The sequence below is a fragment of the Enterobacter sp. ku-bf2 genome, from assembly GCF_001742765.1.
Classification (GTDB): domain Bacteria; phylum Pseudomonadota; class Gammaproteobacteria; order Enterobacterales; family Enterobacteriaceae; genus Enterobacter; species Enterobacter quasiroggenkampii.
In genome coordinates, this window is record NZ_MDVW01000020.1 from 99,221 (window position 1) to 114,798 (window position 15,578).

Below are 15,578 nucleotides of genomic sequence, written 5' to 3' on the forward strand. Positions count from 1 at the left end.
TATTATTAATGCCCGGGCGCTGTGCGCCCGGGTCATCTCTTGCAGGTGCTATCAGGTAATGATGTGTTGCTGGTTAACGAGCTCGTCGTACGTGGTCTGAACGTTATCAAGCGTAACGAGTGCAGTATTAGTGTAGGTGGACCCTGCACCATCACGGTCGATGGAGATCACAGTGTTGCTACCGCTTTGTGTGACATGGATATAATTCCCCAACGAGGCGGTATTTCCGTCCCAGCCCACCAGCAGATCGCCGATGTCGATCTTGTCCCCCTGCGCCAGCGAGAACCCGGTCCAGTGATCGCCTCCGGCGCTGCTGGTGTTACCCGCCGTGGCATTTCCCACCGTACTGTTCAGCACCTGGTAAATCAGCGTATCGCCGTAGGCTGTACCGGTTATGGCGTCGTTATGTTCCGAGCTGATGAACTGCGGCGCCATATTGATGGTCAGCGTGGCGCTGTCCGTTCTTCCGGCAGAGTCGGTCAGGGTGTAGTTGAAGGTCTCCTTCGAGGTCATGGTTGAGAGCGATACCCCGCTGTTGAGGGTATAGGTGTAATGGCCGTCAGCGCCGATCGCCAGCGTGCCGTAGTGGCCGACAATGTTCACCGTTGCGCTGCCGGTATACGGATCCAGCGTGGTGGTCACGCCGTTGTAGCCGGTTACGCTCAGACGGGTATCCACCGAGTGGAGCTGATCCAGCACGCCGCCAGAGTCGGTACCGTCAAAGATATTGCCGTTGACGGTGTGGCTGCCGGTGACGTCGAAATTACTCAGCGAGTAGGTGGTGCCGTTTACGCTTGGCGTGATGGTGATGGTCCCGACGCTGAGCCCCGGGACGCTACCGGTAAAGTTCAGCGTATAGGTCCCGGCGTTGAGATCCAGCCCGGTCAGCGCGATGTCGATACTGCCGCCCAGCAGGGAGGCGCCGCTGAAGGAGCCGCTGCGGATCACGCTCGAGCCGTCGCTGATGGACCAGTTCACCGTCAGCCCGCCCAGGGACAGCAGCGAGGCCACGTTAAAGTGCAGCGACGCGTTGTGCAGCGCGGTATTCGGGTCGACAACGAAGGTTCCGCTGCCGCTGCCCTGGGTTGATGAGAACAGGGCTGTCGTCCAGCTGGCGGTGCCCACGGTGGTATCCGAGTACGCCGACGTGTGGTGCACCGAGGTGAGGTCCATCGTGGCGCTGACATCGTTGACCGCATTCATTGCCTGCGCGGTTGGAGTGATGTTGAGCGATGCCGTATCCTTCGAGCCGTCAGGCGCGGTAACGGTGTAGACGAACGTATCCGGCGTGCTGATATGGTCCGCGCCCACGCCGCTCCTCAGGGTATAGGTGTACTGACCGGACGCATTGATGGTCAGCGTGCCGTATTCCCCCTGAATGGTGGTGGTGCCGCTGCTGTTGACCGCCACGCCGTTCACTTCGGTGACCAGCGTGCCCGCCGGAACCGGATCATTCGCCAGCACGTCGCCCGTGGTCGTTTCGCTGATGCTTGCCACGCTGTAGACATGATCCTGCAGGACGCTCAGCGTGTAACCCGTCAGTACAGCGATCCCGGACGCGGTATTCAGCAGGAACAGGTACTCCCCGGCAGGCAGGTTCAGCGTCAGCTGTGGTGACGTTCCCCCCAGCAGCGGCGCGCGCAGCCAGCCCGACTCGACGCGGACCTGCTCGAAGGTCTGGGTCGCGTTGTTGAACTTATAGACGTACAGATCGAACACCGACGCAAGCGCCACGCCGCCCACGGAGGCCTGGATGGTCATGGTACGGGTCGTGCCTTCCTCCACGTTGTAGATGATCGGGTTGGTCATGTCGTCCAGCAGGTTAAGCCCCAGCGTGCTGCCAAGATTAATGCCCACCACGGTAAAGCCACCCTGAGACGAGGCACCGTTATTAATCTCACTTACGGTGGTGTCAAAGGTCAGCGAGGCCGTGTCGTCCACCGCCACAATGCCGTTGAGTACCGTACCGGCACCCAGAGACAGTACCAGGTTCGCCGACGCGCTGACGCCGTTATGGGTGATGGTGTAGGTGAAGCTCTCCGTCCGGCCAATGACCGCGGCGCTGGTGTCGGTCAGGTTGTAGGTGTAGCTGCCGTCGCGGTTGATGGTCAGCGTACCGTATTTGCCCTGGATCACCGTGCCGTCGGCGTTCACGCTGGTGGTCACGCCCTGCGCGTTAGTGACCGTGGAAATGGTGGTTCCGGCCGGGGCATTGTCGCTGCCGGCGGTCGGGTCCGTATCGAGGATCACGTTGCCGTTGAGGCTGGTATCGCCCGTGACCGTACCCGGACCGGTCTCTTTCACCGCCACGTCGAGGCTGGTGTAGGAGCCGGTCGCCAGCAGGTTGGTGTTATAGCTGAGTACGCGGTAGTTGCCGTCGGCCAGCCCGGTCAGGTTCAGCGAGACGCCGGTAGCGCCGAGGGTCAGGAGATCGGCAAACTGCGGCTGGCCGGTATCCACCACGGTTGTCCAGACACCGTTGACGTAGTGCTGCACCACCAGCTCAAGGGTATTGAGCAGAGAGAGCACCGCCCCTGTGGCGTTGGCATTGACCACAATATCCGCGCTGCCGCCGTTGCCTACCGTGAAGTTCACCTGCGCGGTGTCATTACCGATCAGCGTCAGGACGTTGCCCACGGCGCCGACCAGCAGGAAGCCGTAGTCGCTGTACTGGCTGTTGGTCACGGTCGCCGTGGTGCTGAGGTTCAGCTCCTCAACGTTATTGCTGGCGGAGAGCGGCACCACCGGCGCAAGGGCGGAGCCCGGCAGGGAGGTGTTGCCCGCGACGTCGGTAGCGGTGATCTGCAGCGTCTGGCCTTCGATCTGCTTGTTCGTGAAGGTGTAGCTGTAGGTGCCGTTGCTGCCCGCAATGGCGGTCACCGTTGAACCGTCCGCAAGGCGGATTGTGACGGTGCTGCCCGCCTCTGCGCTCCCGGTCAGGACGCTACCGTCGGCGTTGAAGGTCCCGGTCGGTGCCGTTGGCGCGGTCGTATCGACGATAATCGTCGTCACGGCTGACGCCACGCTGGTGTTGCCCGCCGCATCGGTGGCTGTGGCGGTGAAGTTATGCGTGCCCTGCGTCAGCGTGGTGGTGGTTTGTGGCAGGGTCCAGTTGCCGCTGCCATCGGCGGTGACCGTACCCACCAGCGTGATGCCGTCGTAGATCCGGACCGTGGCATTCGCTTCGGCGGTCCCGCTCAGCGTTGGGCGGGTGTCGTTAGTCGGGTTCGTACCGGTCACGGGGCCGGTGACGCTGCCGACATCATCAATGACCGAACTGATGACCGGCGCGGCTGGCGGGAGGGTATCGACGTTAATCACGTACCCGGCGGTGGGCGCGCTGGCGTTGCCCACCGCATCGGTGGCGGTAAAGGTCAACGTGTGCGCGCCGTTGCTCAGCGCCGGAGATGGCGTAAAGCTCCACGCGCCGCCGGTCGCCGTCACGCTGCCGATCTGGACCCCGTTATCAAAGATTTTCACCGTCGACCCCGCTTCCGCCGTGCCGCTGAGCGTCGGCTGCGCGTCGTTGGTGAACCCGCCGTTGGCAACCGGCGTCGCCGCGTTGCCCACATCATCCAGAATACTGGTCAGCACCGGCAGCGCAGGCGGCGTGGTATCGACGGTGAGGCTGAAGCTGGTCGACGACACGCTGGTGTTGCCTGCCGCATCCGTGGCCTGCGCGGTGAAGCTGTGCGGGCCACTCGCCAGCGTGGTGGTGAGCAAGATACTCCAGCTCCCGCTGCCGTCCGCGGTGCCCGTTCCGACCAGGGTGGTTCCCTCATAGATCTTCACGGTGGCAAACGGCTCGCTGGTTCCAACAAGCCGCGGTAAGGTGTCGTCGGTCGTCTGCCCGGACGTGAGCGGTCCGGTGAGGCTGCCCACGTCGTCGATTGCCTGGCTGATAACCGGCGCATTCGGTGCTGTGGTATCGACAATCAGGGTAAAGTTTGGCGACGCCGGGCTGACGTTGCCCGCTGCATCGGTGACCGTGGCGGTCCAGGTGTGGCTGCCGCTGGACAGCGGCGTTGACGGCGTGAAGCTCCAGTTGCCGCTGCCGTCCGCTAGCACGGTGCCGACCGGCTGTCCGTTTTCATATACGGTGACCGTGGCGTTGGCGCTGGCGGTGCCGTTCAGGGTCGGCGTGGTGTCGTCGGTGCTCTGCCCGGAAGAGAGCGGGGTTTGAATACTGCCCACGTTGTCACCCGCGGTCGAAATGACCGGTGCCGACGGCACGCCCGTATCCACCGTCAGGTTAAACGGTGCCGTTGTGGTGCCGGTGTTGCCTGCCGCATCGGTAGCGTTGAAGGTGATCGTATGGGACCCGTCGCCCAGATCGGTGCCCGGGGTGAAGGTCCAGTTGCCCTGGGCATTCACCACCGCCGTACCTATTTCGTTCCCGTCGACAATCACGTGCACTGTGGCACCGACGTCGCCCGTGCCGTTGAAGGTCGGACGCGCGTCGTTAGTGCTGTTGCCCGACGTGAGCGTCCCGGTGACCGGACCGACATCGTCAACCACGCTGGTGACTACTGGTACGCCAGGGGCTGCGGTATCCACGGTAAAGGCGAAGACCGATGAGTTAGCCGAGGCATTGCCTGCCGCATCCGTTGCATAAACGCGAAGGGCGTAGCTGCCGTCGCCCAGCGGCGTGGTTGGGGTAAAGGACCAGTTCCCGCTTCCGTCAACGGTTGCAGTACCAATCTGCGTCCCGTTGTTCATGATGTGAACAGTGCTGCCTGCCTGCCCGGTGCCGCCAATCGTAGGGGTGTTGTCGTTGGTCACCTGCCCGCTGGTGAGGTTGCCCTGGACACCGCCTGGGACGTTGTCATTTACCGTATCCAGCGTTGGAACCGTCGGTGCCGTCAGGTCAATCACCACGCTCCAGGGTGCGGAGACCGCGCTGAGGTTGCCCTGCGGGTCGGTCGCCTGGACGGTGAAGCTGTGCGAGCCTTCGCCGAGGGCGGTATCAGGAGTAAACGTCCATGCGCCGGTACTGTCAGCTGTCACTACGGCAATCTGCGTGCCGCCGTCGAAAAGGGTCACCACGCTGTTTGCGTCAGCTGTCCCCGAAAGGGTTGGCGTGGCGTCGTTGGTGAGACCACCGCTGACCACCGTGGTGGCGGCATTGCCCACATTATCCGTGACGTTGGTGATGACCGGCGTGGCGGAAACGGAATCCACCACGACGGTGAAGCCCGCCGAAGGACCGCTCTGGTTCCCTGCCGGATCGGTCTCGCGGATGGTCAGGACGTGATTGCCCTCTGCCAGGACAGGCGTGGTGTAGCTCCAGGTGCCGGTGATGCCGACCTCTGCGGTCCCCAGCAACACGCCGTTGTTGTAGATGGAGATAGTATCACCCACCGCACCAGTGCCGGTGAGGGTCGGCTGGTTGTCGTTGGTGGTCTGGCCGCTGGTCAGCGGGCCGGTGCCCGGACCAACGTCGTCAATCACGGCGCCGATGGTCGGCGTGCCCGGCGCGGTAAGGTCAACGGTGACGCTGGCCGCCGGAGAGCGACCGCTGGTCTGACCGTTGAGGGTGGCGGTCACCTCAAAGGTGTGCAGCCCTTCGCCAAGCGCGGCTGGCGTGTAGCTCCAGTTGCCGCTGCCGTCAGCGGTGACCGTCGTCAATGGCGTCGCGCTACCGTCCAGGTAGATAGCGATCTGGCTCCCCGCCTGAGCCGTACCGGTGAGGGTTGGGGTGGTGTCGTTGGTGGTTTTGCCTTTCACATCGCCAATGATTGGGTCGACGTCATCGTTGATTGCCGTGATGACGGGTACATCAGGAAGATTCGGCTCCGTACCGGTGACGGTGTAATTCGCAACGGGACTTTCATGCCCGGCAGCATCTGTCGCGGTCACGGTCAGGGTCGCGCCATCCTGCTGAGCGGGGCTGACAGCGATGGAGAAGTTGCCGCCGGTGGCAACCCCGGTACCAATGACGTTGCCATTACTGTCTTTCACCGTGATGAGGCTTCCCGCTTCGGCACTACCGGTTAGTGGCGTACCTTCTGGTGCCAGGTTCAGATTGTCAGGGGCGTCCGGGGTGAGGGTGTCCACCGTCACGTTCAGCGGGGCTGAACTTCCTGAAGCGTTACCCGCAGGATCGGTAGCGGAGACAGTGAAGGTATGCGGACCCTCTGAGAGCGTGGTGCCTGCGGTCCAGCTCCAGCTGCCGTCCGGCTGGATCGTGACCGGCACCCCTGACGGGATACCGTCGACGGAGACAATCACGGTGGTGCCGGGTTCGCTTGTCCCGGTAAGGGTCGGCGTGCCGTCGCGGGTGTAGAGCACGTTGTTGGTGAGCTGGCTGTCTGAGACGGCACTGATCTGCGGGATCCCTGGCGCAACGGTATCGAGCGTGACGGTAAAGACCGAACTCGGCGCGCTGACGTTGCCCGCTGTGTCCACGCCCGCCACGGTAATGTTCAGCGGGCCGTCCGTTTGCGCTGGAAGCGTCAGGCTCCATTCTCCGTTCACCACCGCGACACGGCCCAGCTCGACGCCGTTGTTGTAGACGATCACCGTCTCACCGTTAACGCCGGTTCCGCCCACTATCGGCGTGGTATCCGTGATGTAGCCCCCGTTCGGTTCACCGCCCACGGCGCTGATCGCTGGCGTAGCCGGTGCCACGGTATCAACGGTGATCGCGATCGCCGGGGAAGCGTCAGAGACGTTGCCCGCTTCATCGGTGGCGGTGGCGGTATAGACGTGGCTGCCCTCCGCAATATTACTGTCAGGGCGCCAGCTCCAGTTGCCGTTGCTGTCTACCGTGACGGTACCAACGATAGTTGGCGTGCCGCCGTTAACCGTGTCAGTGATGTTGATAACGTCGTTCGGCGTACCGGTGCCGCTCAGCACCGGGCGCGGATCGTTTGTGGTGCCGCCATCGGGAACGGGGCCAGTGATCTGGGTGACGCTGTCAGTAATGACCGGTGCTGCAGGCGTAGCCGGCGCCTCGGTGTCAATGGTGATGGTGACTGGCTGCGACGGGGCGCTTTCGTTGCCCGTGCCGTCCACGTTGGTGACGGTCAGGGTGATGTCATAGGTGCCGCCAGCCAGGGGGGATGGCGGTGTCCAGGTCCAGTTGCCGGTATTGTCCACGACAGCGTCGCCGATTTTGACGCCGTTGTTGTAGATCGTCACGGTATCACCCGGATTGCCGGTACCGCTCAGGGTCGGCGTGGTGTCGCGGGTGATTTCGCCCGGGTTCAGCGGCGTTGCTGTGCCGTCAGGATTGACGGTAATGGCCGGGATATCCGGCGTGGCAGGCGCAACGGTATCCACCGTCAGTTCAAATGGCGTTGAGATGGTGGTATTGCCCGCGGCGTCCGTGGCGTGCACCGTCAGGGAATGCGGACCGTCGGTGAGCGGGGGCACGGGCGTGAAGCTCCAGCTGCCGCTGCCGTTGAGGATGGCGGTGCCAAGCAGAGTCGTGCCGTCATAGACGGTGATCACCGTGTCTGCAGGGGCAGTGCCCTGCAGCAGGGGGCGAGTGTCATCCGTGGTATCGCCGCTGTTGAGCGAACCCTGTACGCTGCCGACATCGTCGATCACGGTGGCGATGGTGGCCGCCGCTGGCGCAGTGATATCGACGTTCAGGGTGAAGTCGTCTGACGGCTGGCTGGTGTTACCCGCCGCGTCGGTGGCGACGACGCTAAAGGTATGAGGACCTTCGTCAAGCGGCGTGGTAAGGGTATAGGTCCAGGTGCCGCTGCCGTCGACCGGGATCGTAATAAGATCGGCACCATCCAGGCGGATGGTAACGGTTGAGCCCGGTTCAGCCGTGCCGTTGAGCGTTGGCGTGGTGTCGTTGGTGCTGTCGTTGGGGTTGAGCGCGCCGAGGCGCTCCGGCACATCATCCAGCACCTGGGTAATGACCGGCGCCGCAGGCGCGACGCTGTCAACCGTCAGGGTCCAGGTGTTGGAGATGGGGCTGGGGTTGCCTGCCGCATCGGTTGCGACGGCGGTCAGGGCGTGGGGGCCTTCACCGATTGAGGAGGAAGGGGTAAAGCTCCATACGCCGAGGCCATTGGCAACGGTTGTACCAATTTCAACACCGTCCACGCGCAGGCTGATCGTCGCGTTTGCTTCAGCGGTACCGCTGAGCGTCGGGGTGGCGTCGTTGGTGGTCCCGTTCAAGTCGATCGCGCCGGCCTGCCCTGGGATATCGTTTGCAACCTGTAAAATCACCGGGGCGGTAGGCGCCGTCCCGTCAACGTTAATTGTCCACGCATTTGATATCCCGCTCGGGTTACCGGCGGGATCCGTCGCCTTCGCGGTCAGCACCCAGGTGCCATCGGTCAGCGGTGTGGGCGGCGTAAAGCTCCACTGGCCGGAGGAGGGAACAACCACCGTACCGAGGGCATCGCTGCCGTTATAAATCGTGATGGTCGAGCCTGCCTCGCCTGTGCCGTTCAGGGTCGGTGCCCGGTCGTTGGTCAGCCCATTCTGGGCCACGGGGCCGGTGGTGGCCTGCACGTCATCAATCACCGACAGGATGACCGGGGTCTGCGGCGGGGTAATGTCCGGTGCCGCTGCGGAGGTGGTTGGACTGGTGTTGCCCGCCGTGTCGGTGGCGTCAGCGGTCAGGATTTCGCCGTTGATCCTCGGCGGGCTCAGCGTCAGGCTGAAGTTCCCCTGGCTATCAACAACCACTGTGCCAAGGGTGAAATCGCCTTCACGGATGGTCACCGTGCTGCCTGCTTCTCCGATACCGCTGATGGTACCGCCATCATTTGACACCACGAGGTTTCCTGGGGCAGACGGCGGCGTGGTATCCACGGTAAAGGTGATGGGTTCAGAGGCCGTACTCTGGTTTCCGGCGGCATCGGTTTCAGTGACGGTGATCGAATGCGTACCGTCCGGAAGCGGGCCCCCTGGGGTAACGCTCCAGGTACCGTTAGGCAGCACCGTCGTTGTGCCAATCGCCACGCCGTTATCGTAAATAGTGATGGTTCCACCGGGCTCGCCCGTTCCCGCCAGAATCGGCTGCGAGGCATCGGTAGGCACGCCCGACGTGATTGTTCCTCGGATAATGCCCGTATCGTCGAGCAGCACAATCGCGGTGGGCGCTGTCGGAGGGGTGAGATCGACGGTGAGGGTGAATACCGGTGAGGCTGGTCCGGTGTTGCCGGCGGCGTCGGTTGCCCGTACGGTAATCTGGTGGGTGCTTTCATTCAGGTCGACGGACGGGGTGAATGTCCATGTGCCATTGCTGGCGACGACCGCGGTGCCAATGGCTATTCCGCCGTCATAAATCGTCACGGTGGAGCCCGCTTCGGCGGTGCCGGAGAGCTGCGGTCGCTGATCGTTGGTGCTGCCGCCGTTGGTCACCGTCCCCGTCTGAGGGGCGATATCGTCGATTACGCTGCCAATCGTTGGTGCATCGGGTGCGGTGAGATCCGGTGCGGTGACGCTTGAACCCTGGCTGGTATTCCCGGCGCTATCCGTTGCGGTGGCAGTTACCTGCTCGCCGTTGGTCAACGGTGTCCCGAGGGAGACGCTAAAGTTGCCGTCGCTGCCCGTTTTTCCTGTACCAATGACGTTGCCGTTCGCGTCTTTCAGCGTGATGGTGCTGCCGGGTTCCGCGGAACCGGTGACGGTTTTACCGTCTGACGAGAAACGAAGGCTGGATGGCGCATTCGGCGGTGTCGTATCCGGATCGGCGGGGTCGACAGGGGGGTTGGGGTTGGTGCTGTTGTTATTACCGTCATCGCCACCACCACCTCCTCCGCCAGTACTTGCCGCGGCCGCGATGCCGCCCGCAGCCGCAATACCGCCCAGAGCCCACGGCCAGATGGCGGCGCCACCGGCATCACTTCCTGACGCTGCAAGCAGCACATCCGTGGACGCGATAGATTCGTACGTGGCGGCACCAGCCGGATCTTCAATCCACCATAACGCGCCGTTGCTGTCCTGCAGAACCAGTTGGCTCACGCCCTGCGCATCCGCGACGTAGAAATTTTTAAGGGTGATCACTTCGCCGGAGTGCAGTGTCACCAGCAGGTCGTTACCGCTTCGCGCGAAGTGGGAGACGCTCGCTCGCTCGACGTGAAGCTCAACGACAGAGGAATGGTTCAGCGTAACCTGTGTACCTTCCAGGGTCGTTTCTACGCCAGTAAGTTTTGAAATAACAGAGATTTGGCTCATTTTGTTATTACTCCAGCAGAAGTGTCATGAACGGCGAGCAAGACGAGCCATCTCTGCTGAAGGTAAAGGGCGCCCCCGGCGCAGTTGCTGTTATAAAGCAGCTCTCACCGTAGAATTCAGCGCGCACGATGCCCGCCATGCGTCAGAGTGGCAACATCAGAGCGAATCTAATGACTGATGAAAAAACGTTTTAATGGGTGTTTTGTATTTTATAAAACCCTGTAATTAATAGAGGAATTGGTTTCTGGAATATAAAAATGATATAGACAGAAAATGCGTGTTGTGCAAATTAAGCTTTCGTAAATAAAGGCGGAAACAATGAAGGTGGCATTAATCTATTGATGTGTTTTATAATTCATATTTGTTATCTTTTTGTTTTTGAATGATTTTTATTTAATGTAATGACTCTGTTATTTAACGTTTACGACCCAGTATGATAATTGGTAGGGAGCATTTTAAATAACATGTTAAGCGTTATTGTTTAAGCGGGCTTAACGTGTGTTTAAGTTAGGGTAACGTTTTTGATGTAAGATATATTATGTCATTGAGGTAATAAAATATATTCTTGTACAGGGTTAAAACTCTGCTATCACGCGTAAGCAATAATAACGGGCAAGCAAAGAGAAAATATGCTGATTTATTTTCTTTGGGACTGAGGCGCGGGCAGGACTTCAGGACAGTAAAAAAATTCACCGAAGAATGAATAAAAATCGTCAGCCGGACGTTTACTGACGTCACTCCCCACTTACCCTGGAGTTTTGTATGAACACGACCTCGTTTCGTTTGATCCCGGTGCTGATTTTTTCCCTGCTGTCTCCACTGGCGCTGGCCATGGGCAATAATAGTACCGAGAGCAAAACGCCTGATTGTCCTTCCGGACAGGTGTATGACAGCGCCACGCAGAAATGCGTGCCGGACAAGAGCAGCAGCCTCAGCGACCAGGACAAAACCAACTACGCGTACCATCTCGCGAAGAAAGGGGAGTACCAGGCGGCGCTGAATCTGCTTGATTCGCTGAAAAATGGCAATACGGCTGAAGCGTGGAACTATCGCGGGTTCGCCACGCGCAAACTGGGCCGCACGGACGAAGGGATTGGTTACTACCAGCGCGCGCTGGCTATCGCGCCGGATTATGCCAAAGCCCGGGAGTATCTCGGTGAAGCATGGATGGTGAAAGGACGCCCGGACCTCGCGAAAGAACAGCTGAAGGTGATTGCCGGTATCTGTGGCCAGTCCTGCGAGGAGTACCGTGACCTGCAGGCCGCCATCAATGGACACCCCGAATCCTGATCTTCTCGTGGAGGGAAAACCCATCGCAACCCGTGAGGTTCGTCAACAGCTCGCCGCACTCCTGCCGCGTCTCTGGCGCTATGGGCTGGTGCTGTCGCGAAACAGGGATATCGCCGAAGAGCTGGTTCAGTCCACCTGCGTGCGTGCGCTTGAAAGAAGCAGCCAGTATACGCCGGGCACGCGCATCGACAGGTGGCTGTTCGCGATCCTGCACTCCATCTGGATCTCTGAGCTTCGGGCACGACACGTTCGACAGGGGCAGGGATTTTTTCCCAGCGACGAGCTGCTGGCGCCGGACACCCACGAACAGAATGAGACGCGCCTGCATTACCTTCAGGTAATGCAGCGCGTTAACGCGCTGCCTGAAGCCCAGCGCAACGCGGTATTTTTGGTTTATGTCGAAGGCTTTACCTACCAGGAGGCGGCGGAGACCCTGGCGGTGCCGATCGGTACCGTGATGAGCCGGCTGGCGACGGCGAGGGCTCGGCTTGCCAGATCCGCTGACGCACTCCCTCCGGTAAAGGAGAACCGCTCTTGAACGCGCACCGTTTTACACCGCCCTATAACGACGACGCCATCGTGGCCTGGATAGATGGCGAGATGTGTCGCGCCGACGCGCAGCAGTTTGAAGAACAGTTAAAGTGTGACGAACGCCTCGCCGGACGAACCGATGAACTGATGAAAAGCAGCCAGGATTACGCCGGGGCGTTTGCCTCCCTGCTGGATGACGCGCCTCTTGAGACGATGCAGGCGCGTCTTGCGGCACTTCCCGACCCGCAGTCCGCCACGCCGACTGGCGTCAGCCGACGGGCGCTGATCGCCGCCTCGGTCAGTTTCTTGCTGGTCGGCTCCGGGCTGGGCTACCTGCTGCGGCCTGCTGCTGCACCAGAGGATGAGAATGCCCATATCCGCGACCTCGAAGCGCAATATATGTCCCTGTACAGCGTCGAGACGCTGCTGGATATGGACAGCGCAACGCCGGTTCTGCAGCGCGGGCTGGAACGGGCCGCGCAGGACATCGGCATGACGCTAAACCTGTCGCAGCTTACCCTGCAGGGGGCAGAGCTTAAAATGGTGCGCATGCTGCGCTATGAAACGACGTCTATCGCGCAGATTGCCTGGATCAGCGCCGACTACGGCCCGATGGCCCTCTGTATTTCGCCTGTTGATGAGAAGGCGACGGCCTCGCTCCAACAGGAGCAGCGGCACAGCATGAACCTGGCGTGGTGGCAGGAGGCAGGCTACCAGTTTGTCCTGATTGGCCGCAACCCGCCGTCCTATCTGCGGGAACACGCGGAGCAGCTACAGCGCCTGATCTCAGGGTGACGGCACCTTGTTCGTCTGAATCGCAATGGCGATGGCAATACGATCGTCCACGACCAGGGCAAACTTATCCATCCCATAGGACGCGCGCGAGATCGCCGTGGTGGCGTCCAGCGTGGGGGCCTGCGCATGCGGGTCTTTCACCACGGCCTCCAGGATCACCGGCCGGGCAATATTTCGTACGGTCAGCGTGCCGAACACCCTGAACCGTCCGGCGCCCTGGGCGACCACGCGAGAGCTGATGAACTCGATGGTCGGATAGTGCTCCGCATCAAAAAACATGTCGCTTTTTAATTGCCAGGTGAGCAGCTTGTTTGAGGCCACCAGGGTTGCCACAGGAATGGTGACGTGGATGTGGTCGTCAACGTCGTTATCCGGATTGAGCGTCACGGCACCCGTTACGCCGCTGAACGTTGCCCAGGAGAGGATGCCGCCGAAGGCATGCCACGAGAGCCGAATGGCGGTGTTATCGGTATCGATAAGGTAGCTTTTCGGGGCAGCATGCAGGGAAGGGCACAACAGCAGAACGGTCAGAAAGGCCAAAAGGCGGTACATAGTGGTTTCTCCGATAAGTGCGCACTGCGTAAACGCCTGAGGTGCTAATTATATTCGAAGAAATAAAAAAGGCCGCAAGCGCGACCTTTTCGTGAGTATAACTAATTACTCAGTGACTTTCTTTTCCAGCTCGCTGGCACCTTCTTTGGTTTTGTTCCAGCCTTTCACAGCGCCTTCTTTGGTGGCATCCCACCCTTTCTCGGTGCCTTCTTTGGTTTTATGCCAGGCTTTCTGGGAATCTTCGCTGACCTTGCTGCCCAGGCTCTCGCTCTTGCCTTCCGCAGCATGCTTCTGTTTCAGCTTCAACTCTTCACCTTTGTTCTGCTCTTCGTGCAGTTTTTGCTTCGCCTCGTTGGCGTTTGCGTTCGCCGCCGCGACGGTATCGTCAGTTGCATGTGTGGTCGCAGCAAATACTGGGGAAGCCAGCAGAACGGCAGATAATGCGATAATTGTTTTTTTCATAATATCCTCATTTAACGTTATCGGTTATGAGCGTGATTCAGCATGGCACAGGCGAAACGGGATGGCTTTAGGAAAAAACTGTAATGAGATCAACATGCCCAGATGAGAGGTATTTAGCCTGAGGATTATCCAAAGGATAAAACGCCTATTTCCGCGAGGGCGGCGAGCGTCAGAAGAATGAATATGATGACGGTTATGGGTCTGTACATGGTGGGATTCCTTCCGGGTTGAGAGGCTATTCCGTAGCGCGGGGTGGTGTGGGTAATTTTGCACAGGAGGGAGGAAGAGGGTGTTGATATTTGTCAATGTCATGGGGTTAACAATACAACTACTGGCCCGTAGGTCGGTTTTTTTTTGCAAAGATCACGGTATACTTGCTCTGATTAGAAGGAGAGGAATGTCATGGCGATAACAGAAGAAGCGTTGCTTAGGTCGGGTTTCACAAAAGAAGAGCTGCAAAAGCTTAAACGTTATGTGGATACTCAGCATTCGACGCTGGATATTTTGCTTCCTGCGCTTTCAAATCGGTTTAAAGGGACAATCATTCTTTCCGTCGTACTTACGGTTCTGTTCATCCTGGCGGTATGCTTTTCTTCCCGAGAAAATATCATCTCATCAGGCATTGCTGTAGTATTTATCTTTGGTATCTTCTGTTGGATGACTCCCCTCAAATTAACGTATAAAGCCTGGCGTTTTAAGCAGGATTATTATCAATAGACAGCAAGTCAAAAACAATTTTTGCGTTTATGCCATATCCGATGATTTTCATGGTGAGTTTTGGCCGACTCATAGAGTCCATTTTTCTGTAAAAATCTGAGCGCATAAAATAAAAAAGACGCCAGGAACCCGGTTTGCGAAGTAAGCCGAATACGCTGTACGCATTTGCAGCAAGGCTTACCGTTTTATACGCAGCCAGACCAGTCTCACCGCGAAATCCCATAAACTCTGCAACCGACATTGCTGTGTCAGCAACAAATCCCTGCGAATCAGGTTTGTTCAGTAATTGATTATTCACTTCTCTGGATACGGTATTAGCCGCATCAATCACCAGTGTGGCACCTAACAACACACCGACAGGCGTCATCGAGCTCGCAAGGAGTAATCCACCTGCGGCTTGTAACCCAGCAAAAACAACCTGTACAGCGGAAATGACATAGCCAACAATTTTATTGTTTTCCTTAATGAACTCAACCCTTGCATAAAGCTGCGCTGCTTTTGTTCTGAGCAGGCGATCTTGTTCAAGAAGATTTTCGTTCTCTGCCCTGAGATTTTTTATATAGGAAATCCCTTCTTCGTCGGATGTCGCTCTGCGGGCAAGAGAAAATTGCTCAGTGATAAAAGACTTAATGTCTTCCATAAACTGAATTCTGGTGAGCCCATCTTTGAGATGGTCAGCAGCTACCCTATTTGCGGTATTAATGAGTTTACGTGCTTCCAGATTAATCATGGTCGCTGACCATGCGTTTGTCTGTTGTCCTGTAAGCAGTGAAATGTCCATATATATCCTCATGAACGCGTTATGCCAGCACCGGCCAAAAGCATATAACAATGTTTACTCGTTTGCATATGTTCTTGCAGAGCAAGGGCTACGCAGAGGGCCGTGTCATAATCTCATAAGGACTGCTTTGTTACCTTTACTGGTACGACTATGTTAGTCAGATATCCGAGTAATCGACGATGGTAAGAAATTTCTCCGAGTTTACAGGGCAATATAACGCATCGGGAGAACCCTCTCAGGACATTATTGTTCCTGCAAAAAATATCTGGCCTGCCTATAAACAGCGCGATACTCTGTAATG

At 58.8% G+C, this 15,578-nt stretch carries 8 protein-coding genes; 4 read left to right on the top strand and 4 right to left on the bottom strand.

The genetic code is table 11. From position 1 onward, the window contains the following. Positions 1-51: 51 nt before the first annotated feature. Positions 52-10,149 carry a BapA/Bap/LapF family large adhesin gene (locus BFG58_RS19365; RefSeq protein ID WP_069720372.1) on the bottom strand — a complete coding sequence of 3,366 codons (10,098 nt, stop codon included), beginning with the start codon at positions 10,147-10,149 and terminating at the stop codon, positions 52-54. A gap of 762 nt (positions 10,150-10,911) precedes the next feature. On the opposite strand from BFG58_RS19365, the gene BFG58_RS19370 reads away from it, so the two are divergent. From BFG58_RS19370 to BFG58_RS19380, 3 genes are read left to right on the top strand one after another with little or no spacing between them, the layout of a single operon-like run. Continuing rightward, a complete protein-coding gene (locus BFG58_RS19370; protein ID WP_023294382.1) occupies positions 10,912-11,439 on the top strand; it encodes a tetratricopeptide repeat protein in 528 nt (175 codons plus the stop codon). Next, positions 11,420-11,977 (top strand): RNA polymerase sigma factor, encoded by a 558-nt coding sequence (locus BFG58_RS19375; RefSeq protein WP_069720373.1) that lies wholly within the window; start codon positions 11,420-11,422, stop codon positions 11,975-11,977. Before BFG58_RS19370 ends, BFG58_RS19375 begins: the two co-directional genes overlap by 20 nt. Further along, complete coding sequence (locus BFG58_RS19380) at positions 11,974-12,765, top strand: anti-sigma factor (protein WP_069720374.1); 792 nt, start codon at positions 11,974-11,976, stop codon at positions 12,763-12,765. The genes BFG58_RS19375 and BFG58_RS19380 overlap by 4 nt, the downstream gene beginning before the upstream one ends. Here the strand turns inward: BFG58_RS19380 and BFG58_RS19385 are convergent. Both BFG58_RS19385 and BFG58_RS19390 read right to left on the bottom strand, forming a co-directional pair. After that, positions 12,757-13,317: a YceI family protein gene (locus BFG58_RS19385; protein WP_048226667.1), complete on the bottom strand. Its 561-nt coding sequence runs from the start codon at positions 13,315-13,317 to the stop codon at positions 12,757-12,759. The genes BFG58_RS19380 and BFG58_RS19385 overlap by 9 nt on opposite strands. Positions 13,318-13,422: 105 nt before the next feature. Next, positions 13,423-13,779 (bottom strand): hypothetical protein, encoded by a 357-nt coding sequence (locus tag BFG58_RS19390; protein WP_069720375.1) that lies wholly within the window; start codon positions 13,777-13,779, stop codon positions 13,423-13,425. A 402-nt stretch (positions 13,780-14,181) separates the two neighbouring features. Here BFG58_RS19390 and BFG58_RS19395 point away from each other — a divergent pair, with 402 nt between their 5' ends. Next, positions 14,182-14,496 (top strand): hypothetical protein, encoded by a 315-nt coding sequence (locus tag BFG58_RS19395; protein WP_069720376.1) that lies wholly within the window; start codon positions 14,182-14,184, stop codon positions 14,494-14,496. On the opposite strand, the gene BFG58_RS19400 is transcribed toward BFG58_RS19395, so the two are convergent. Next, entirely contained in the window at positions 14,474-15,277 is an 804-nt protein-coding gene (locus tag BFG58_RS19400) for a DUF4225 domain-containing protein (protein ID WP_048226669.1), read from the bottom strand. The two genes, BFG58_RS19395 and BFG58_RS19400, sit on opposite strands and share 23 nt — an antisense overlap. Positions 15,278-15,578: the final 301 nt, after the last annotated feature.